21 protein-coding genes are annotated in these 20,950 nt (G+C 60.1%); 12 read left to right on the forward strand and 9 right to left on the reverse strand.

The window, feature by feature from the left end:
* Positions 1-6 precede the first annotated feature (6 nt).
* From H4Q31_RS14950 to rocF, 9 genes are all read left to right on the forward strand, one after another.
* Complete coding sequence (locus H4Q31_RS14950) at positions 7-1,038, forward strand: ABC transporter ATP-binding protein (RefSeq protein ID WP_185179851.1); 1,032 nt, start codon at positions 7-9, stop codon at positions 1,036-1,038.
* Positions 1,025-1,921, forward strand: coding sequence for an ABC transporter ATP-binding protein (locus H4Q31_RS14955; RefSeq protein ID WP_185179852.1), 897 nt, complete (start codon positions 1,025-1,027; stop codon positions 1,919-1,921). Before H4Q31_RS14950 ends, H4Q31_RS14955 begins: the two co-directional genes overlap by 14 nt.
* A 19-nt stretch (positions 1,922-1,940) precedes the next feature.
* Complete coding sequence (locus H4Q31_RS14960; protein WP_185179853.1) at positions 1,941-2,420, forward strand: hypothetical protein; 480 nt, start codon at positions 1,941-1,943, stop codon at positions 2,418-2,420.
* Positions 2,421-2,551: 131 nt separating this feature from the next.
* Complete coding sequence (locus tag H4Q31_RS14965) at positions 2,552-3,037, forward strand: hypothetical protein (protein ID WP_185179854.1); 486 nt, start codon at positions 2,552-2,554, stop codon at positions 3,035-3,037.
* A 97-nt stretch (positions 3,038-3,134) separates the two neighbouring features.
* On the forward strand, positions 3,135-4,319 hold the full coding sequence (locus H4Q31_RS14970; protein WP_185179855.1) for a PdaC/SigV domain-containing protein: 1,185 nt from the start codon (positions 3,135-3,137) through the stop codon (positions 4,317-4,319).
* 139 nt (positions 4,320-4,458) lie between these two features.
* Positions 4,459-4,671 carry a DUF2568 domain-containing protein gene (locus tag H4Q31_RS14975; protein ID WP_311771740.1) on the forward strand — a complete coding sequence of 71 codons (213 nt, stop codon included), beginning with the start codon at positions 4,459-4,461 and terminating at the stop codon, positions 4,669-4,671.
* A 219-nt stretch (positions 4,672-4,890) separates the two neighbouring features.
* Positions 4,891-5,091: a cold-shock protein gene (locus H4Q31_RS14980; protein WP_185179857.1), complete on the forward strand. Its 201-nt coding sequence runs from the start codon at positions 4,891-4,893 to the stop codon at positions 5,089-5,091.
* Between the two features lie 276 nt (positions 5,092-5,367).
* Positions 5,368-6,567, forward strand: a complete 1,200-nt coding sequence (locus tag H4Q31_RS14985; RefSeq protein WP_185179858.1) for an ornithine--oxo-acid transaminase — start codon at positions 5,368-5,370, stop codon at positions 6,565-6,567.
* Positions 6,568-7,394: 827 nt separating this feature from the next.
* Positions 7,395-8,282: an arginase gene (gene rocF / locus H4Q31_RS14990; RefSeq protein WP_376698257.1), complete on the forward strand. Its 888-nt coding sequence runs from the start codon at positions 7,395-7,397 to the stop codon at positions 8,280-8,282.
* Between the two features lie 1,335 nt (positions 8,283-9,617).
* On the opposite strand, the gene H4Q31_RS14995 is transcribed toward rocF, so the two are convergent.
* A complete protein-coding gene (locus H4Q31_RS14995; RefSeq protein ID WP_185179860.1) occupies positions 9,618-9,746 on the reverse strand; it encodes a DUF4023 family protein in 129 nt (42 codons plus the stop codon).
* A gap of 114 nt (positions 9,747-9,860) precedes the next feature.
* Between H4Q31_RS14995 and H4Q31_RS15000 the strand changes: the two genes are divergently transcribed.
* Positions 9,861-10,283 carry a (deoxy)nucleoside triphosphate pyrophosphohydrolase gene (locus H4Q31_RS15000; RefSeq protein ID WP_185179861.1) on the forward strand — a complete coding sequence of 141 codons (423 nt, stop codon included), beginning with the start codon at positions 9,861-9,863 and terminating at the stop codon, positions 10,281-10,283.
* Entirely contained in the window at positions 10,267-10,710 is a 444-nt protein-coding gene (locus H4Q31_RS15005) for an SRPBCC family protein (RefSeq protein WP_185179862.1), read from the forward strand. The genes H4Q31_RS15000 and H4Q31_RS15005 overlap by 17 nt, the downstream gene beginning before the upstream one ends.
* Before the next feature lie 251 nt (positions 10,711-10,961).
* Here H4Q31_RS15005 and H4Q31_RS15010 read toward each other — a convergent pair whose 3' ends face one another.
* From H4Q31_RS15010 to zwf, 7 genes are all read right to left on the reverse strand, one after another.
* Positions 10,962-11,384, reverse strand: coding sequence for a hypothetical protein (locus H4Q31_RS15010; protein ID WP_185179863.1), 423 nt, complete (start codon positions 11,382-11,384; stop codon positions 10,962-10,964).
* A gap of 158 nt (positions 11,385-11,542) precedes the next feature.
* Positions 11,543-11,980, reverse strand: coding sequence for a hypothetical protein (locus H4Q31_RS15015; RefSeq protein WP_185179864.1), 438 nt, complete (start codon positions 11,978-11,980; stop codon positions 11,543-11,545).
* A gap of 333 nt (positions 11,981-12,313) precedes the next feature.
* The gene (locus H4Q31_RS15020; protein ID WP_185179865.1) at positions 12,314-12,838 is read right to left on the reverse strand and encodes a L,D-transpeptidase; all 525 of its coding nucleotides are present in this window, start codon (positions 12,836-12,838) and stop codon (positions 12,314-12,316) included.
* 330 nt (positions 12,839-13,168) lie between these two features.
* Entirely contained in the window at positions 13,169-14,119 is a 951-nt protein-coding gene (locus H4Q31_RS15025) for an NAD(P)/FAD-dependent oxidoreductase (protein WP_185179866.1), read from the reverse strand.
* A 689-nt stretch (positions 14,120-14,808) separates the two neighbouring features.
* Positions 14,809-15,717 (reverse strand): phosphogluconate dehydrogenase (NAD(+)-dependent, decarboxylating), encoded by a 909-nt coding sequence (gene gnd / locus H4Q31_RS15030; protein ID WP_185179867.1) that lies wholly within the window; start codon positions 15,715-15,717, stop codon positions 14,809-14,811.
* Positions 15,718-15,771: 54 nt separating this feature from the next.
* Complete coding sequence (tkt, locus tag H4Q31_RS15035; RefSeq protein ID WP_185179868.1) at positions 15,772-17,763, reverse strand: transketolase; 1,992 nt, start codon at positions 17,761-17,763, stop codon at positions 15,772-15,774.
* 66 nt (positions 17,764-17,829) lie between these two features.
* Positions 17,830-19,323: a glucose-6-phosphate dehydrogenase gene (gene zwf, locus H4Q31_RS15040; RefSeq protein WP_185179869.1), complete on the reverse strand. Its 1,494-nt coding sequence runs from the start codon at positions 19,321-19,323 to the stop codon at positions 17,830-17,832.
* 341 nt (positions 19,324-19,664) lie between these two features.
* Here zwf and H4Q31_RS15045 point away from each other — a divergent pair, with 341 nt between their 5' ends.
* Positions 19,665-19,985, forward strand: coding sequence for a winged helix-turn-helix transcriptional regulator (locus H4Q31_RS15045; RefSeq protein WP_185179870.1), 321 nt, complete (start codon positions 19,665-19,667; stop codon positions 19,983-19,985).
* Between the two features lie 101 nt (positions 19,986-20,086).
* On the opposite strand, the gene H4Q31_RS15050 is transcribed toward H4Q31_RS15045, so the two are convergent.
* The gene (locus H4Q31_RS15050; protein WP_185179871.1) at positions 20,087-20,947 is read right to left on the reverse strand and encodes a DUF421 domain-containing protein; all 861 of its coding nucleotides are present in this window, start codon (positions 20,945-20,947) and stop codon (positions 20,087-20,089) included.
* Between the last annotated feature and the right edge of the window lie 3 nt (positions 20,948-20,950).

Raw genomic sequence — 20,950 nt, forward strand, 5'->3', positions numbered from 1 at the left:
TCATCAATGACCCGAAGATTGCTGACGGTCGAAGATTTGAACGTGTCGTTCGAGACCCGGGACGGAGAGAATCAGGCGGTCCGCGGAGTCAGCCTGCATATCGACCAAGGCGAGACGCTCGGCATCGTGGGGGAGTCCGGCAGCGGCAAGAGCGTCACCGCCAAGTCGATCATGGGGCTCATTGCGCCGCCGGGACGAATGAAGAGCGGGCGCATCGAGTTCGCCGGGACTGATCTCGCCGGTCTTGAAGAGAAGGATTGGAGACGGATTCGCGGCAACCGGATCGCGATGGTGTTCCAGGATCCGATGACTTCGCTGAACCCGGTGAAGACGATCGGCGACCATCTGACGGAAGTGATTCGCCGGCATCGGGGACTTGGCAAGGCCGAGGCGCGGCAGGAGGCGGTTCGTCTGCTGCGGGAAGTCGGCATTACCGAGCCGGAGCGGCGCCTGCGCCAATATCCGCACGAATTCAGCGGCGGGATGCGGCAGCGGGTCATGATCGCGATGGCGCTCTCCTGCCAGCCGGAGCTGCTCATCGCGGATGAGCCGACGACCGCTCTCGACGTGACGATTCAGGCCCAAATTCTCGATCTGCTGAAGCAGCTTAAGGATCAGTCGAACCTGTCGGTGGTGCTGATCACGCACGATCTGGGCGTCGTCGCCCAAGTGTGCAGCCGCGTCGCCGTCATGTACGGCGGCATGGTCATGGAGGAAGGAACGGTCGAGGAGATCTTCTATCGGCCGAAGCATCCGTATACGCAAGGGCTGCTCCGTTCCGTGCCGCAGCGGAAGAGCGGTTACCGCGAGAGGCTCGTCCCGATCGAGGGCTCGCCGCCGGATCTGATCGATCCGCCGGCCGGATGCCCTTTCCGGGAACGGTGCCCGCATGCGATGGCCAAGTGCGCGCAGCTGCCGCCGCGGTTCGAGATCGGGCCGGGACACCGCGCGATGTGCTGGCTGAACGACGAGAGCGTGAAGGAAGAGCTTGCCGCTCGTCCGGAGCCGCAAGGAGGCGCTGCGAATGAAGGAAGATAACGTGCTTGTCGACGTGCGCGGCTTGAAGAAGCATTTCGTGAAGGGCCGAGACATCTGGGGGCGTGGGACCGAAGTGCTGAAGGCCGTCGACGGCGTCAGCTTCCAGATCCACAAGGGCGAGACGTTCGGCCTCGTCGGCGAGTCCGGGAGCGGCAAGTCGACGGTCGGGCGCTGCCTGCTTCGCCTATACGATTACACAGACGGCGCCGTGTTATTCGACGGGCAGGACATGTCCGCTCTCGGCGAGAAGAAGCTGAAGCCGTTCCGGCGGCGCATCCAGAGCATCTTCCAGGATCCGTATTCATCACTGAACCCGGGTATGAACGTGCTCGAGCTGATCGGCGAGCCGATGAATATTCACGGCTTGTACCCGCAGGCGGAGGAGCGCAAGGAAGCGATCGCGTCGCTGCTCCAGAAGGTCGGGCTGAAGCGCGAGCATCTGTACCGCTATCCGCACGAATTCAGCGGCGGACAGCGCCAGCGTATCTCGATCGCCCGCGCGTTGTCGGTGCGGCCGGAATTCGTCGTCTGCGACGAGCCGATCTCGGCGCTCGATGTGTCGGTTCAGGCGCAGGTCGTCAACATGCTGGAGGATCTGCAGCAGGAATTCGGCTTGACGTACCTGTTCATCGCCCACGACCTGTCGATGGTCCGGCATATCTCCGACCGGATCGGCGTCATGTATCACGGGCGGCTCGTCGAGGTGGCCGACAGCGACGAGCTGTACGAGAACCCGCTGCATCCGTACACGAAGGCGCTGCTCTCGTCCATCCCGGTGCCGGACCCTCATGCCGTCGTCGAGCGGATCGAGTGGCAGCCGGAAGAAGGCGGCGTTCCCGAGCTGAAGGAAGCAAGCCCCGGGCACTTCGTGGCATTCGAATAACGACAAGGAGGGATACGGAATGTCCCATACGATGAAGGTGAAGCTGTCCCAATGGGAAGCGCTGATGGTAGAAGGACTGCGGAAGCTCGGATGGACGGATGACGAGATCGTCGAACGGGTGAACCGCGGAACCGATCTTCCGTCGGACGACAGCATCTATGAATTCCACTTCGAGGAACTGGCGGCCTTCGCGGCGCGCGAGCCGGAGACGTTCGAGTCGGCGGTCCGGCAGGGCTACCAGATCAAATACAACACGATCGGCGGCATCCGCAGTTGGATCGACGTGGCCCTCGGCAAGGAGCCGGAGGTCTGCCGCGAGCCGGGACTGGAGGCGGTGACGGCGGAGCTGACAACCGCGGAGAAGGAGCGGCTCGCCGGCGTGCTGTCCTACGGCTGGACGATCTCGCCTGCGGCCGGCGGGGGACGGACGGCGGACGGCGCCGGCCATGGCGCGTCCGCAGGAGCCGGGGTGTACCGGATTGAGCCGACGCGGGGCTAAGCGGAAGGGACGGGACCGGTGATTTTGCCGGTCTTCGTCCTTTTTTTGGATGCCGATATCCCCTCGACCGACTCTCATGGACCTCCGAAAAGTGGTATAATGCGGGCAACCTGACTCCTTGGAGGCTCCATATGCTGACTTTCGAACAGAAGCTTGCCATCGCCGATTCCTACCCCGAGCTGGAACGGAGATCCGTGTCCTTGGGACGCGTGAACTACCACTATGAACAGAGTGCCTATGATAAGAAAATCGTCTTGTACCATCTGCATCCGAACGGCAACGGCTTCGTATACGTCGGCGAGGCGCCGGAAGGCTCCGCCTACAAGCCGGATGACAAGGGCTTCGTGAATATACGCGACTTCGCCGAAGAAGAGCTGCGCTCCCTCATCGCTCGGGCGATTCGCCAACTGAGCAGACCTGCCGGAGGCGCGCTTGCGGAAGCTGAGCCCGGCTCCGAGGAGACGTGGGTCAATGCGGCGAACCAGAAGCTGGCCTTGAAGTTCGAGGAGGAAGACGGCATGTGGTACGTCTTCGCCGGCTTGAACCTGGACGCAGCGTTCGAGAGCTACGAGGAAGCGAAGGCGTATTTGGCGGAAGAGGGCTTTGCGCGGACGTGAGCCATTCCTTTTTTTAGACAGATCACGCAACTTGCCTCCGGAATGCATCGTCCAATTTGGTGAGAACTGGCACCACCATTCGAAGGAGGACGACAGCATGAGACAAGAACAACACCAATTCACGAAGGAACCCAACACTCCTCGAACGAAGAGCCTGGGCAAGCGCGGAGTGCTGGCATTGACATTGGCGGCGGCCGTTGGTGCGGCACCGCTGGCGATCGGCGGGGCTCCCGGCCAAGCATCGGCGGCCAGCGCAGCGACTGCCGCAGCCGTGTCTGCGGCGGTAACATCGGCAGCAGCGCCCGCATACGTGGTCAAGCAGCAGCCGTTCCAGATCGGCGGCAGCGCCGCGACGATCTCTGTGCTTAACCAATACGGCACGACCTACGTCGGCCTGCGCATGTTGAACGACAAGCTGGGCTTGCAGACGGGCTGGGACCAAGCCTCGCATACGGCGACGGTGAGCGGGAACGGCCGGACGCTGAAGCTGAACTTGGCGACGGGCTCCACGAAGTTGAACGACCAGACGATCTACGGCTTGCCGGGGATGCTGGTGGACAATTCGACTTATGTGCCGCTTCGCTTCCTGCTGGAGCGAATGGGCTATACGGTTAGCTACGATGCCGCTCATGTGATCGGGATTGAGAAGATTGAGGAGAACGCGCTGACGGTCGGCACCGGCACCATCACGGAGTCCGACGAGAAGCAGAAGCTGTCGCTTGAAGTGAACTACCCGATCGTCTCGGGCTTCTCGGATGCCGCCGTCCAAGACAAGATCAACGCCTTCCTGAAGTCGGAAGCCGAGTCGCATGCGGCTGCCGGCAAGCAGGAACTGGAGCAAGCGGCCAAGGACATCGCTGCTTATATGGCCGGCAGCGGCGATGACCTGCCGGCGGTCGAATTCCAGGGCTCGTACTATGTGACCTACAACGAGAACAACCTGCTGAGCCTGTATGTGGACTACTATGAGTACACCGGCGGAGCGCACGGCGGGACGGTTCGCGTGCCGTACACGTTCGACTTGTCCACGGGCGAAGCGCTGACGCTGAAGGAAGCGGCTAAGGGCAATGCCGATTATGTGTCGATCATCAACGCGGAGATCGCGAAGCAGATCGAAGAGAAGGACATCCCGCTGATCGCTCCGTTCGAGACGATCGAGCCGGACCGCGCTTTTTACCTGAATCATAACGGCCTGGTCATCTTCTTCGGGCAATACGAGTACACCGCGTATGCGTACGGCATGCCGGAGTTCGTCATTCCGCTTAACGCGTTCCAAGACTGATCTAAGGAAGCACCGCAAGCCCAATCGAATCGCGCGCGCACGGCGTCCTGTTCGGTTGGGCTTCTTGTTAGTTGGTACGCGAGATGCAAGAAATGTAATTGTTGCCAAAACTAATGATATTAGTCTGTTCTTGATTGAAGTGGCGTCGCTGCTGTCGTTCGGCTACTGGGGAACGTTCGTCGCGCCCAAAGCGAGCATACCGGTATCTCCTCATCTGCGAGCGGCGCTTCAACTGATCGTCTTCGCGCTGGCGGCAGCGGCATTGTACTTCTCGGGACGCCACAGCTGGGCGGCCGCTCTCATCGTTGCTGCCGTAATTGATTGGGGATGTGTATATGTTCTGAAGTTGTAGGCAACAATACAAGAGGACGAGCGGAGCAGCAGTTAAAAAAAGAATTTGTGTTTGAGGAACAGGTGTGTTAAGCTTGGCACAACGAAGGAAACCTGAATTCACTTATTGTAAAGGGTTATCCGATTGGTCAGCGGGAACCTTTTCCAATATGTGAATTTTTTTATCTCGGCTACACGAATAAAAAAGCTCATGTATATTTTATTTTTGGAGGAATGTCCAATGGCACAAGGAACCGTTAAGTGGTTCAACCCGGAGAAGGGTTTTGGATTCATCGAAGTTGAAGGCGGCAACGACGTATTCGTGCACTACAGCGCGATCACGGGCGACGGCTTCAAGACTCTCGACGAAGGCCAACAAGTCGAATTCAACATCGTTCAAGGCAACCGCGGACCGCAAGCCGAGAACGTCGTTAAGCTGTAATAGCGAGACGCAATTCGGAAGGAAGCTCCTAACTTCGGTTAGGGGCTTCTTTTTTTATTGTCGATGGGTCGGAAAAGGCGGCTGCCGTCAGCAGTTGCCTATTGCTGGGGGCAAGTTGCGAATAGAGCGGAGAGGCATCGGCTGCGATTAGCGATCCGATCTGATTGCAGCGGGGGTTCTATTGGGAGGCTCGCACCTGCTTGCCCGCGTGTCCATTCCTTCGCCATCCGAATATCTTATAGCATGAACCATACTGGGAAGGACGGTGACCGGCGAATGAACCGTTCTCTTGAGGCAATGGAGCTGTCGAACCGATACGGTGCGCGCAATTACGAGCCGCTGCCGATCGTGATCGCCAAGGCGGAGGGCGTCTGGGTGGAGGACCCGGAAGGCCATCGTTACTTGGATATGTTAAGCGCCTATTCGGCGCTCAATCACGGACATCGGCATCCGCGGATCGTGCGCGCGCTGAAGGAGCAGGCCGACCGCGTGACGCTGACCTCGCGGGCCTTCCACAATGAAGCGCTGGGGCGCTTCTACGAGAAGCTGGCGGCGTACACGGGCAAGGACAAGTTGCTGGTCATGAACACGGGAGCGGAAGCGGTAGAGACGGCGCTCAAGGCGGTACGCCGCTGGGCTTATAGAGTGAAGGGCGTACCGGCGGACCAGGCGGAAGTGATTGTGTGCGAGGGGAACTTCCACGGGAGGACGATCGCGATCACATCGTTCTCTTCGGCGGAAGAGTATCGGGACGGATTCGGCCCGTTCACGCCGGGATTTAAGATCGTGCCTTACGGCGATCTGGCTGCACTGGAGGCGGCGGTTACGCCGAACACGGCGGCGCTGCTCATCGAGCCGATCCAGGGCGAAGCGGGCATCATCGTGCCGCCGGACGGCTATTTGGCGGCAGCTTCGCGGTTGTGCGCGGAGCGCGGCGTCCTGTTCGTCGCTGACGAGATCCAGACGGGCTTCGGGCGGACGGGGCGGCGGTTCGCCTGCGACTGGGAAGGCGTGGCGCCGGACGTGCTCATCCTCGGCAAGGCGCTCGGCGGCGGCGTCATGCCGATCTCCGCCGTGGCAGCCGGCGAGGAGGTGCTCGGCGTCTTCGAGCCCGGTTCGCACGGCTCGACGTTCGGCGGCAATCCGCTCGCCTGCGCTGTCGCTTCTGCCGCGCTGGACGTGCTGGAGGAGGAGCGGCTTATTGAGCGCTCCGAACGGCTGGGAGCGCGGCTCATGGCGGGGCTGCGGGAGATCCGCAGCCCGTACGTGCGGGAGGTGCGCGGCCGCGGACTGTTCGTCGGCGTGGAGCTGGACCGGGAGGCGCGGCCGTTCTGCGAGCGGCTGATGGGCATGGGGCTGCTGTGCAAGGAGACGCACGCGAACACGATTCGCCTCGCGCCGCCGCTCATCGTGACGGAAGCGGAGCTTGAATGGGCGCTGGAGCGGATCGAGGCCGCGCTGGCGGCGGACGTATGACGGTCGGCGAGGGCAGGGATCGCAGCGGTCGGCGAGGGCAGGAGTCGCAGCGGTCGGCGAGGGCAGGAGTCGCAGCGGTCGGCGAGGGCAGGAGTCGCGATAGGGGTAAGTGCGGCGTAAGGATGGCGGATGTGCGACGATATGGCGAGTTCGGCATAACGCGGGGGCGGAAGTGCGACGGCGCGGCGAGTGCGGCGTAACGCGGGGGCGGAAGTACAACGGCGCGGCGAGTGCGGCGTAACGGAGGCGGAAGTGCGACGATGCAGCGAGTTCGGCATAACGCGGGGGCGGAAGTCGACGGTGTGGCGAGTGCGGCGTAACGCGGGGGCGGAAGTACAACGGCGCGGCGAGTTCGGCATAACGCGGGGGCGGAAGTACAACGGCGCGGCGTAAGGATGGCTGATGTGCAGGACGAATGAGGATGGGGTGTTAGGCGCGCGAGGAACAAGATGGCGGGCGCGACGAGTGAGCGGAAGAGGCAGTCAAGTGGGGGAGACGGACAGGGCAGTCAGTCTGATCCAAGGGAGGCGGACAGGGTGGCGCATCATAGAAGGTCAACAACTGGCGGGACACCGGCGCAGACCATTAACCTCATTCGGGTCCCTTTCTGGCTTGGATGCGGCAGACGGGGGACAGAGCTCGGACCGGACAGCATTGTTGAAGCGGGACTAATAGCGCAGCTCGAAGCTTTAGGCGTGGAGATCGCAGTTGACTTGGAAGTCGATTGCCGGGGACTTGGTGCTGAAGCGTATGACGGTGGCGCAAGTCTGAGAGCCGAGGATAGCGGTTGCCCAATTCTGGGGGCTAGAGCAGATGGCGATTGCCAAGTGCGTGGAGCAGAAGCCGATGGCGGCTTCCCAGCACGGGGAGACGGAGCGGATGGAGCGGGTCTAAAGCGCAATGACGGGAAGATAGGGGCGGCGGAAGCGGAGATTCAATTTGAGCTGGAGGAGAAGGACGGGGTAGGTAATACGCTGTATGACGATCACCTCCGTGACGGTGACGGCAAGGTCAAACATCTGACCGAGACGAAGGAGATGAGCCGGCGCGTAGCCGCCAGTGTGTATCGCGCTGCGGCGGCGTGCCGCTTCTCGCTTGTACTCGGTGGGGACCATAGTGCGGCCATCGGCTCACTAGCCGGTTTGACCGCTCATTACGAGCGGCTAGGCGTCATCTGGATTGATGCCCATGCCGATATCAACACGGAGGAGACGACGCCCTCCGGTCACATGCACGGCATGCCCTTGGCGGTCGCGCTCGGAAAAGCGCGTTTCAAGCTGACGGAGCTGCCCGGTGCGAAGCTGCTGCGTCCCGACAAGTTGGTCATCGTCGGCGCACGCGATCTCGATCCGGGCGAGCGGGAGCTGATTCGCGCGGAGGGAATCGCCTGCTTCACGATGCACGACATCGACAGGCTCGGTATGGCGGCGGTCATTGCGAAGGCGCTGGACATTGCCGGCCGCGACACTGACGGCATGCATGTGAGCTTCGACATGGACTCGCTCGACCCGTCGGAAGCCGGCGGCGTCGGCACTCCGGTTCGCGGCGGACTGAGCTATCGCGAGGCCCATCTGGCGATGGAACTGCTGGCGGAGTCCGGCCGCGTGACGTCGCTGGATCTCGTCGAGGTCAATGCGCTGCTGGACCACGACAGACGGACGGCGAAGCTTGCAGTCGAGCTCGCTTCTTCACTGTTCGGCAAGCGCATTCTGTGAGCGCATACGAAGAGGCCGCGAACGCGAGGGTGCGTGCTGGCTAAAGTGAAGAATGAGCGAGCCTTGTCGGCACCCCGCGCCTCGCGGTCGCCCGCAACAAGGCACTGAAAGTGCCTTGTCGGCGCCCAACGCCTCGCGGTCGCTCGCAACAAGGCATCAAAAGTGCCTTGTCGGCGCCAGCGCCTCGCGGTCGCTCGCAACAAGGCACGAAAAGTGCCTTGTCGGCACTCCGCGCCTCGCGGTCGCTCGCAACAAGGCACCAAAAGTGCCTTGTTGGCGCCCAGCGCCTCGCGGTCGCCCGCAACAAGGCACGAAAAGTGCCTTGTCGGCGCCAGCGCCTCGCGGTCGCTCGCAACAAGGCACGAAAAGTGCCTTGTTGGCACCCCGCGCCTCGCGGTCGGCCGCAACAAGGCACCAAAAGTGCCTTGTTGGCGCCCAGCGCCTCGCGGTTGCTCGCAACAAGGCACCAAAAGTGCCTTGTCGGCACTCCGCGCCTCGCGGTCGCCCGCAACAAGGCACGAAAAGTGCCTTGTTGGCGCCCAGCGCCTCGCGGTTGCTCGCAACAAGGCACCAAAAGTGCCTTGTCGGCACTCCGCGCCTCGCGGTCGCCCGCAACAAGGCACCAAAAGTGCCTTGTCGGCACCCCGCGCCCCGTGAACGCTCGCAACAAGGCACCAAAAGTGCCTTGTCGGCACCCCGTGCCTCGCGGTCTCCCGCGACAAGGCACCGAAAGTGCCTTGTCGGCGCCCAGCGCCTCGCGGTCGCTCGCAACAAGGCGCGAAAAGTGCCTTGTCGGCACCCCGTGCCTCGCGGTCGCTCGCAACAAGGCACGAAAAGTGCCTTGTCGGCGCCCAGCGCCTCGCGGTCGCCCGCAACAAGGCACGAAAAGTGCCTTGTCAGCACCCCGCGCCTCGCGGTCGCTCGCAACAAGGCACGAAAAGTGCCTTGTTGGCGCCCAGCGCCTCGCGGTCGCCCGCAACAAGGCACGAAAAGTGCCTTGTCGGCGCCAGCGCCTCGCGGTCGCTCGCAACAAGGCACGAAAAGTGCCTTGTTGGCACCCCGCGCCTCGCGGTCGGCCGCAACAAGGCACGAAAAGTGCCTTGTCGGCACCCCGCGCCTCGCGGTCGCTCGCACAAGGCACGAAAAGTGCCTTGTCGGCACCCCGCGCCTCGCGGTCGCCCGCAACAAGGCACTGAAAGTGCCTTGTCGGCGCCCAGCGCCCCGCGCTCGCTCGCAACAAGGCACGAAAAGTGCCTTGTCGGCGCCCAGCGCCTCGCGGTCGCTCGCAACAAGGCACGAAAAGTGCCTTGTTGGCACCCCGCGCCTCGCCGCGGACTACTTGTTCGTGCTATGCTGCTTGCCGGGCAGAACGTTGCCCTCGTTGCCGTGGCCGCTGCGCTTGTTCTTCTCCGACTTCTTCTGGTTCTGCTTGAACTTCTCCACGAACTCATGCGTATTGTCCACTGCGCGTTCCTCCTCTCAACTCTCGGACAGACTGATGTTAAAATAACCGAAACAGCTGAAAGTATGCCGATATGTTAAAATAAGGACATCGGATACGACATCAGGAGGGTTCGCATGATCGAAGTGGGAGCAGCCATCGTCGAAGACGAAGCAGGCAGGCTGCTGATTGCGAGACGCCGCGAGGGCAAGTCCCAAGCGGGGCTGTGGGAATTCCCCGGCGGCAAGCTGGAGCCGGGCGAGACCGCGCAAGCGTGCATCGCACGCGAGCTGCGCGAGGAGATGAACATCGAAGTGGAGCCGGGAGCCATCCTCGGCGAGAACGAGCACGATTACGCGAACGGCAGCATTCGGCTGATCGCGGTTCGGGCCGCATACATAAGCGGAGAGATTCAGCTGACGGATCATGATTTATGCGAGTGGGTCGAGCCTGGCCGACTGAGCCAGTACCTTTTTGCGCCAGCGGATATGAAGTTCGTTGAGATGCTTATGCGCATAGACAGCATAGGGGGAGCGCGGGATCGTGAAGTTCTCGAATAGCATTGTGGCGGACGTCTCCGAGGAGGCGCTCTGGCGTGCGTGGTCGGACGTCCCATCGTGGCCGCGTTGGGACACCGAGTTGGCCGAGGCAGGGCTTGAGGGGCCGTTCGTGACAGGAACGATCGGCAAGATGAAGGCGAAGAAGGGCCGGGTGTGGTCCAAGTTCCGGATCATCGAGATCCATCGGGACAAGGGCTACTCCTGCGTCGTCCCCTTGCCGGGCGGCCAGCTCCGGTTCGACCGGACGTTCGAGCGGATGGAGTACGGTACGCTGCGCGTGACGCATGATTTGATTTTCACAGGGGGATTGGGTTGGCTGTACGCGCTCCTCATCGGCTGGCGGACGAACCGCATCTACCCGCAGCTGCTGCGCTTGTTCGTCGAGCTCGTACGGGAGAAGGAGCGGGAAGCGGCGGCGTCCCGTTGAAGCAGACCATCATCTAGTCCGGAAAAGCAAAGCAGCCATCGTCCCGCCCCTCGGCGGATCGCGATGGCTGCTTCGTCTGACGCAAGCTTACTTTAACAAGTTCCCTTGTTCGGTCTCTTCTTGGGGATATGCGCCGAGTTATCGGATAGCTTGTCCCCGAACTGGTCCAGGCGCGAAGGCGCGCCTGCGGGACCGTTATTATCCGGCTTGTTGTTGCGACCTCCCATTAACCTCACCTCGCTGCCCGAATGTTATTGGAAGCTTCTCCACTGAGAAGAGCCGCCGAAGCTGCTGCTTTGGGACACCGGCATCTGCTGTTGATTGAAGCCATAGCTGCCGGATGGTTGGTGCTGGTTGGCCTGCTGCCAGCCGGATTGCGCAATGGTTGTGGATTGGATAGACTGCAGGGAATGAATGGATTGCTCAATCTGGCGGGCGATCTGCTGCATCTGCTGCAGCTGCTGGATCGCCGTCTGATGGCCGTGCAGCGCGGTTTGGATCATTTGCGACGCTTTGTGCTCGCGCTGAGCCAGCTCTTCAAGACGAACCGCGTTCTGCTGCTCTTGCTGGAGCATCTGTTGGTAGTTGGCGCTTGCTTGCTGCGTTTGGGACATCATCTGCTGGCACATTTGCTCGATCTGGTGGATCTGATTGCTGATGTTCTGCTGGTACATGAGAATCCTCCCGGGAATGAAAGTGGTCAACCTCCAATAGGATGTCGACCTGCCGAGTCATCTATGCATGCACGGTTGGCCGTGCCAGTGCGGACACAAGGAGCCCCTTCGTCTCTCGGTTGGCTCCCGCACCTCTCATCCCGCGATACCGCTACCCGCTATCCCTCTTGCGCTCTTGCCATCGCGCTCTCCGCGATCAAATCGGGCACCTCAGCCTTATACGCCTGGTACTGCTCCCAAGTGATACTGCCGCTAATCAAGCGGCTTCTCAGTTGCTCCGTCAGCTCGGCGATCTGCGCATCGACGAGCGCCTGCGCATCCTTGCCATTGGCTGCCGCGACATCGCTCAGCGACTTGCCATTATATAAAGCGTTCCAGATGTCCTCCTCGCATGCGGCGCCGATCAGCGCTAAGAACGGGTCGCTGCCGGTCTCGTCTTCGGAACGGTCGGCGGCGGATGCGGAAGCGTATTCCGAGGGCTGCCGGTCGAAGTGCTCGTCCTTGGCCGCCGCATTCGCTTCGCCTCCGCGCCAGCCGGCGGAGAGGGTCATCATCAGGGCAACGGTGCATACTAATAGCCATCTTTTCGGATCCATAGGGTTGTCCTCCTTCTGCTAGAACCTGCCTGTCTTGAGTCTACTTCGCGCTTCTTAAGTCAATGTTAAACCTCGATTAATATCTCTTAAGCGGCGGACGCGCCAATCGAGGGGCAGTGAAGCCCATATGTAGACCTCCTCTATTAATTAATACGGAAGATAGTTAGGTTGGAGTCAATTATTTCGGGAATCGTGGCGTCGATAACACCTCGGAATAGAACAACAGCCGGCCTGCACACCGGCTGCTGCTTTGTTTTCTCCTAGCTCAGGTTACGCGCGACACATTCAGCTTCAGCTGCCTCACCCGCTCTATTTGCTCCCTCTACGCTTTCCCTACTTGCGGATCAGCACCTTCGTGCCGACCTCGATCTCGTCATAGAAGGCCCGGATCGACTTGTTGTGCATGCGGATGCAGCCGGCGGATACATATTTGCCGATCGAGCTCTCGTTGTTGTTCCCGTGAATGCCGTAGGCGTAGGACGTCGTGCCGTCCTTCAGCTTGACCTCAAGGCCGAGCCAGCGGTCGCCGAGCGGGTTCTTCGGGTCTCCACCCTTGATATTCTCCTTGTAATAGGGGCGATTCTTGATTTTCTCGCGAATCTTGAACAATCCCTCCGGCGTATAAGAGGGCTTCGCGCCGGTAGCGACAGCGAACGACTTGATCAGCTTGCCTTTCTCATAGTAGTAGAGTCTGTTCTTGGATTTGTCGATGACGATGAATTGAGCGTAGTCGGCGTACTTCTTGTCTAGCTTGGTTGACTGCTCGGCTTCGGCGCCATTGGCGAGCTGGGGAAGGAAGAGGGATGACAAGAGGAAGAAGGCTGAGAAGAGGAAGGCGATAACCACGGGCTTCTTCATAGCTGCACACCTCCAGTGGTTACCATATATATGCGGCGAATGGAGGCGGATGAAGGGTGCGGCAAACATTTTTTCAAGGCGGGAGAGGACGGGTAATGTCGAGAGGTATAGGATATGCGCTCGATAGAGGGCGGACGGGCAATCGCATACAATTGGTTAGCGTGGCGCGAATGAGATTCTTCATTTGGGTGAAAATTTGTTCGGATCCATCATCGTGAGCGGGGCGACTTCTCGTTCTGGGTTAAATTGTGTATGATATTTAGACAAATAAGAAGCCTCCAAAACCGCCGCTCGGCAGGTTCTGGAGGCTTGTTGCATATAGGATATGCGTTAGACGCCTGCGCCGGCCGGCACAGCGTCTTCGACTTCATTCAAGTAGCGTTCGCAGTCGACCGCGGCCATGCTGCCGCTGCCAATCGCGCTCGTGATTTGGCCGTAACGCGGATCCTGCACGTCGCCGCACACGAAGACGCCGGGAATGGCCGTCTCGGTGGTGCCGGGCTTGGAGAGCAGGTAGCCCTTGCTGTCCATCGGCAGCTGGCCGTTCAGGAATTCGGTGTTCGGCTTCGTTCCGATCGCCACGTACACGCGTTCGGCTTCGATCGACTCTTCCTGGCCGGAGGTGTGGTTCATGACCCGCAGACCGGTGACGCCGCGCTCATCGCTGAGCACTTCAAGCGGCGTCCGCTCGTATGCGAAGCTGATCTTGCTGTGCCGTTGCGCCCGCTCCTGCATGCCCCTGGAGGCGCGGAGCTCGCCGCGGCGGTGCACGACGACCACTTCGGAGGCATAACGCGTCAAGTAGATCGCTTCCTCGAGAGCGGAGTCTCCGCCTCCGACGACGATGACCTTCTTGCCAGTTGCGAAGAAGCCGCTGCAAGGAGCGCAGATGCTGACGCCGCGCCCGATATTGGATTCTTCGCCGGGGATGCCGAGCAGCTTGAACGAGGCGCCGGTCGCGATAATCACGCTCTCGGCTTCGATCGTCTCGCGTCCGAGCAGCTCAATCCGGAACGGGCGGCGGGACAGATCTACGCGGTGCACGTTCCCGGTGCGGATACGGGCTCCGTAGCGCTCCGCCTGCTTGCTCATGTCGTCCAGCAAGGCGGGCCCGTCTACTCCCCGCGGGAAGCCGGGATAGGATTCAAGCTCTCTGGTGGTCGCCAAATATTTGCTTGGCTCATGGCCCTTGATCACCAGAGGCTCCAGATTGGCAAGGGCCAGATGGATCGCGGCCGACAATCCGGAGGGTCCGCCTCCGATGACGACTGATTTATACATGCGTTTCGCCTACTTTGCCTGATGATAGGTACTCCCGATGCCGGCGAAGCCAGCCTCGGGAGCGGTGATTCCAGTGTATAGAAGCTCTGTAGCCCGGAGAAGCCGGGTTACAGAGCGGACAGAGCGCATTGCGCGCGCTCTAACCGGGATTTCCCGGGTTGCAGAGCGGACAGAGCGCATTGCACGTGCTCTAACCGGTACAGAGCGGACAGAGCGCATTGCACGTGCTCTAACCGGGAATTCCCGGGTTACAGAGCGGATTGAGTGCATTGCGCGCGCTCTAACCGGGATTTCCCGGGTTACAGAGCGAACAGAGCGCATTGCGCGTGCTCTAACCGGGATTTCCCGGGTTACAGAGCGGATTGAGCGCATTGCGCGCGCTCTTACCGGGATTTCCCGGGTTACAGAGCTGATTGAGCGCATTACGCGCGCTCTAACCGGGAATTCCCGGGTTACAGAGCGGATTGAGCGCATTGCGCGCGCTCTAACCGGGAATTCCCGGGTTACAGAGCGGACAGAGTGCATTGCGCGCGCTCTAACCGGGATTTCCCGGGTTACAGAGCGGACAGAGCGCATTGCGCGCGCTCTAACCGGGATTTCCCGGGTTACAGAGCGGATTGAGTGCATTGCGCGCGCTCTAACCGGGAATATCCGGCTTAGAGCGTGAACCCGTGCTGCTAGCTTCAGTCTTAAACGAGAACCGGCGACTTCTTCTCGACCGCGTGGCCGCCGAACTCATTGCGCAGCGCGGCGACAACCTTGCCGGTGAACGTGTCGGTCTCGAGTGAACGGTAGCGCATGAGCAGGGACATTGCGATAACCGGCGTAGCAGCTTGAAGATCCAGCGCCGTCTCGAGCGTCCACTTGCCTTCGCCGGAGGAGTGCATCGTACCCATGAGCTCGTCGAGCTTCGCGTCCTTGGAGAAGGCGCGCTCGGTCAGCTCCATGAGCCAGGATCGGATAACGGAACCGTTGTTCCATACGCGAGCTACCTTTTCGAAGTCAAACTCGAAGTCGCTCTTCTCCAGAACCTCGAAGCCCTCGCCGATGGCCGCCATCATGCCGTACTCGATGCCGTTGTGCACCATCTTCAGGAAGTGGCCGCTGCCGGCTTTGCCGCCGTACAGGTAGCCGTTCTCGACCGCCGTGTCGCGGAAGAGCGGTTCAACGACTGCCCAAGCTTCAGGGTCGCCGCCGACCATGTAGCAAGCGCCGTGGCGAGCGCCTTCCATGCCGCCGGACGTGCCGGCATCGAGGTAGTGAACGCCGGTCGTCTTCATTTGCTCATAGCGGGCAATGGATTCTTTGTAGTGGGAGTTGCCGGCTTCGATGACGATGTCGCCCTTGGAGAGCAGCGGCTGAATGTCGGCGAGAACCGAGTCGACGACTTGGTGCGGAACCATAATCCACAGAATTCTCGGGGACGACAGCTGTGCCACGAGCTCCTTCAGGTTGGTGGTGCCTTTCGCGCCCAGCGCCTTAACATTCGCAACCGCGTCAGCGTTCAGATCGAACGCCACAACCTCGTGCTTGTGATCCATCAAATTTTGAGCCAGGTTAAACCCCATCTTGCCAAGACCAATCAGACCTACTTGCATGGAATTCTCCTCCTAAGATGTATCTCTATTTAGATTAATGAATGTAGCTTGCCCTTACAGAACTTCTTGAACGCTCCGGACCACATTGGCGACGCTGAAGCCGAAGTGCTCCAGTACGGCGTTGCCGGATCCAGACGCGCCGAACGTATCGATGCTGACCGTCTTGCCTTTGGCTCCTACATAGCGTTCCCAACCAAGCGAGATGCCTGCCTCGATCGACACTCTTGCCGCCATCGTCGGCGGAAGCACCTCGTCCTTGTAGCTTTGGGGCTGGCGCTCGAACAGCTCCCAGCTCGGCATCGCGACGACGCGGACGGAACGGCCGGCCTTCTCCAGCTCGGCCGCTGCGTTCAGCGCGAGAGATACCTCAGAGCCGGTGGCGATCAAGATCGCTTCCGGGGAAGCATTCGTCTCGGCCAGCACATAAGCGCCGCGGGACAGTTGCTCGACATTCGCCTTCGTCTGCTCCAGCACCGGCAGGTTCTGGCGGCTCAAGACGAGGGCGACAGGACCGTCTGTCTGCTGCAGCGCGTATGCCCATGCGTTCGCCGTCTCGTTCGCATCGCTTGGACGGATGACGGTGAGACCCGGGATGGCGCGCAGCGCGGCCAATTGCTCGACCGGCTCGTGCGTCGGGCCGTCTTCGCCGACAGCGATGGAATCATGGGTGAAAACATAGGTGACCGGCAGCTTGGACAGCGCGGCCAGACGAATCGCCGGACGAAGGTAGTCGTTGAACACGAAGAACGTGCTCACGAACGGCTTCACGCCGCCATGCAGCGCCATTCCGTTGCCGGCGGCGCCCATCGCGTGCTCGCGAACGCCGAAGTAGACGTTGCGGCCGGCGTAGGACTGAACCGCGAAGACGGATTCGCCCTTGATATCGGTCATCGTCGAGTGCGACAGATCGGCGCTTCCGCCGAAGATGCCCGGAACCTTGCTCACATAATGATTGATCGCCTCGCCGCTGGCGACGCGGGTCGAGATCGACTTCGAAGGGTCGAAGGCGAGCAAGTCAGCTGCTGCCAGCGTCGGCCTGCCTTCAATTGCAGCTTCCAGCTCGGCGGCAAGCTCCGGATGAGCGGCCTTGTAGGAAGCCATCAGCTTCTTCCAAGCTTCTTCGCGCGCAGCGCCTTGCTGCGCCAATTGAGCGAAGTGGCCGCGCACTTCCGCCGGCACGTGGAAGTTGTCGTGCTCCCAGCCGTAGACGGTTTTGGTCGCGCGCGCTTCTTCTTCGCCGAGCGGATTGCCGTGCGCCTTGTTCGTGCCGGCGACCTTCGGGCTGCCGAAGCCGATGATCGTGCGGATCTCGATGAGCGTCGGCTGCTCCGTGTTGCTCTTCGCTTCGGCGATCGCCTTCGTGATGGCGGCGACGTCGTTGCCGTCTTCGACGCGCAGGTACTGCCAGCGTGCCGATTCCGTACGCTTGCGGATATCCTCGGAGAAGGACAGGTTCAGTTCGCCGTCCAGCGAGATATCGTTGGAGTCGTACAGGACAATTAGTTTGCCCAGCTTCATGTGCCCGGCCATCGACATTGCCTCATAGGAGATGCCTTCCATCAGGCAGCCGTCGCCGACGAGCGCGTAAGTATAGTGATCAACGACCGGGAAGTTCTCGCGGTTGTACTTCGCGGCGAGATGAGCTTCCGCCATCGCCATGCCGACGGCTGTAGCGATGCCTTGGCCCAGCGGGCCGGTCGTCGCTTCGACGCCGTCGGTATGCCCGAATTCGGGATGGCCCGGCGTCTTGCTGTTGAGCTTGCGGAAGTTCTTCAGGTCGTCGATCGACAGCTGGTAGCCGGCCAGGTGCAGCAGGCTGTACAGCAGGGCGGAGCCGTGACCGGCGGATAACACGAAGCGGTCGCGGTCGAACCATTTGGAATCGCCCGGATTGTGCTTCAAGTGGTTGGCCCACAGGGAGTAAGCCATCGGCGCAGCACCCATCGGCAATCCCGGGTGGCCGGAATTGGCGGCGTTAATCGCGTCGATCGACAGCGTGCGGATCGCATCGATCGAGAGTTGATCCATGCTCTTCGTTTGAGACATGCGGGAACACTCCTTTTTCTTTTGCTAAATCCCGTTAATCCTTTGCCGCATGAAAATCTTAGCTCGTTAAGCCATCTGCAGCGACTTGGACGGCACCGGATCGAGCAGCCATTCGAAGCCCTCTTCCTTCAGCAGGCGCTCGGAAGCTTCCGGACCGTTCGAGCCGGCTTCGTACGTATGCAGCGGAACTTCATTCGCGGCGAAGGCGTCGAGAATCGGCTGCACCCATTGCCAGGACAGCTCGACTTCGTTCCAATGGGCGAAGAAGGTGGAATCGCCTTGAAGCGCATCGTAGATAAGCCGCTCATAAGCTTCCGGCAGCTGCTTCTTATCGCCCTGGCTGTCCATCCGGACTTCATCGAGCACGCCTTCGTTGAGCACGTTCTTGCCGTTCAGCAGGAACGAGATCTTCTCGTTCGGGTTTATCTCGATGACGAGCAGGTTAGGAGACGTCTGCTCGTTACGATGCGCATACAAGTGCTCTGTCGGGTTCTTGAACTCGACGACGATGCGGGTCGACTTCGCCGCGAGGCGCTTGCCGGTGCGGATATAGAACGGCACGCCCTTCCACTTCTCGTCGTCGATCCAGAGCCTAGCCGCCACGAACGTGTCGTTGCGGGAAGCAGCTTCGATGCCCGGCTCGTCGAGATAAGCCGGAACGGCCTTGCCTTGAATGGAGCCTGCCGCGTATTGGCCGCGAACGACGTTCTTCGCGACTTCTGCTCGAGGAACTGGACGGAGATTCTCCATGATCTGCTTCTTCTGCGCGCGAATCGTGGCAGCGGAGATCTGAGTCGGCTGGTGCATCGCCGTCATCATCAGCATCTGCAGCATATGGTTCTGGATCATATCGCGGATCGCGCCGGATTGATCGTAATAGCCGGCGCGCTCTTCGACGCCGACCGTCTCGCTGGCCGTGATCTGAATGTTCGCGATGTGTTCTTTGTTCCATACGGCTTGGATAACCGGATTGGCGAGGACGAATGTCTCCAGATTCTGCACCATCGTCTTGCCGAGATAGTGATCAATCCGGTATACCTCGTCTTCCTCGAACGACTTGCTAAGCTTCTCGTTCAGCTCGCGCGCGCTCGCCAGGTCGTGGCCGAACGGCTTCTCGATGACGAGGCGCTTCCAGCCGCGCGTGGACCCGAGGCCGCTCGCTTTAATATTCGAAGCGATGAGGTCGAACAGATCCGGCGCGACCGACAGATAGAACATGCGGTTGTCCGGAATGCCCAGTTCGCTCTCGCGTTCTTGAACCAGTTGAAGCAGCGTGCGGTAATCTTCAGGACGGGTAACGTCCAATGGATGATAGCGGAATGCAGAGAGAAAGCTAGTGAGCTCGGGGCTCGGAGTTGCTTGACGGCGGGAAAATTCCATAATCGAACGTTCCACGTTAGATTGGAACGTCTCATGGCTTAATTCTCTTCTTCCCAGACCGATAACGGAGAAGGTGGAGGGCAGCTTGCCTTCCAGGTAAAGGTTGTACAGGGCGGGGAAAATTTTTCTTTTGGCCAGATCGCCCGTTGCGCCAAACAGAACAAACGTCATGGATTCCATCGATGATTCCTCCCGGATCTTCTAGCAAGCCTACGCTCGAATGACACACTGCAATGGATCACCGGTGATCTTCTTCTCTCTTTATAGAAGGTTACTTTTTATCACCAAGTGAATGAACAGTGACAATCTTACGCCCGTTTAGGAGGTTTCGTCAACCTTCAAACTGTCACAGATTCGATTCATTTCGAAAAAGGTTTAATGAGAGCGTTTTCCTGTGATAAAATAGAGGAAGCGCACCAAATGTTTGGATTGCCGAGACATTCAATACAGACTCTCCTTGCGTGATCTAAGTCATTGAGCCTAGGAACAATAAGTAACCGAATAACTGAGGTGAGGCGGATATGGAACCAGTTCGAAATCCAAATCAATTGGGCGCGAAGATTGAACAGGTCCATCAATTAATCAGCCGCAAGTGGGTCAGCCTAATCATCCACACGCTGATGAGCGAACCGAAGCGATTCAGTGAGATTCACTCCTATATTCCGGATTTGAGCAAGCGGGTGTTGAACGAACGGGTGAAGGATCTGGAGCAGGAGGGGATCGTGCTTCGCAACGTCATCCCGTCTCGGCCAGTCCGCACCGAGTATTCGCTAACCCGCAAGGGCGTCGAGCTGGGCAGGGCGCTGCAGGCGCTGGAGGATTGGGCGGAGAAGTGGAATTAGAAAGCCAAATGCGCGGGGACAAGGTGAAGAGGGCCGTTCACGGAATTCGAGGCTTCATCCGGGAACGGCCCTTATCGCGTCGGAAGCGGGGGGTGCGATCATTAGTTCTGGAGCATCGGTTGAAGCGATTGAATGACGCCGGTCAGCTCGCGCGAGGTCTGCTCGAACAGCTGCTTGGCGGCCGGGTCTCGCGTGGACATCGCGAACAGCTCCAGATCCGCCTGCGACTTCTTCAGCGTAGCGTACACGAGCGCTTTGCCTTGCGGCGCAGGCACCTTCAGCTTGTCGTCATAGAGATCGACATACAGCTGCTGGTAAGCATCCACCTGACCGAGGAACACGTTGTCGACCGTCACGCCGATCTTCTCCAGCTCGGTATTGAGCCATCCCCGGCTAAGGCCGATCGTGGCCAACGGCTCATCCAAGTATTCGCCGTCCATGATGACGGTCTGCGGTTCGACCTCATTGACCAGCTTCATGTTCATGTCTCTTGGCGTGAGCGGCTGCTTGTCTCTCTTCAGCAGAATGCTGAGATCGCCGTTCGTCTCCATGACCGCGAATTCCACATCCGCCAAGTTAAATACACTCTTGCTCCGCAGCTGTTCCAATAGCTCGTCCGCGGAGACGCGCTCCTTCTTCAGGTTGTCTTCGAGCACCTTGCCTTCCTTGATCATGACGCGCCCGCTGCCTTCCAGCCAACCGCGAATCTTCTTGCTCTTGAGCGCCAAGTATTCCAGTCCGAGCGGCACGATGAACCAGACCAGCAGCGAGATGACGCCGTACCAGAAGTTGGACTCGACGTCCGTCGAGATGAAGCCGACCAACTCGCCTAGCGTAATCCCGATGACGAATTCGAGGAACGTGAGCTGCGATATTTGCTTCTTGCCGAGAATCCGGGTGATCACGATGAGCATGATCATAGCGCTTAGAGCTCGCATAACGATCTCTAACCATCCTGGCATGGC

The organism is Cohnella lubricantis (assembly GCF_014212015.1).
Classification (GTDB): Bacteria; Bacillota; Bacilli; order Paenibacillales; family Paenibacillaceae; genus Cohnella; species Cohnella lubricantis.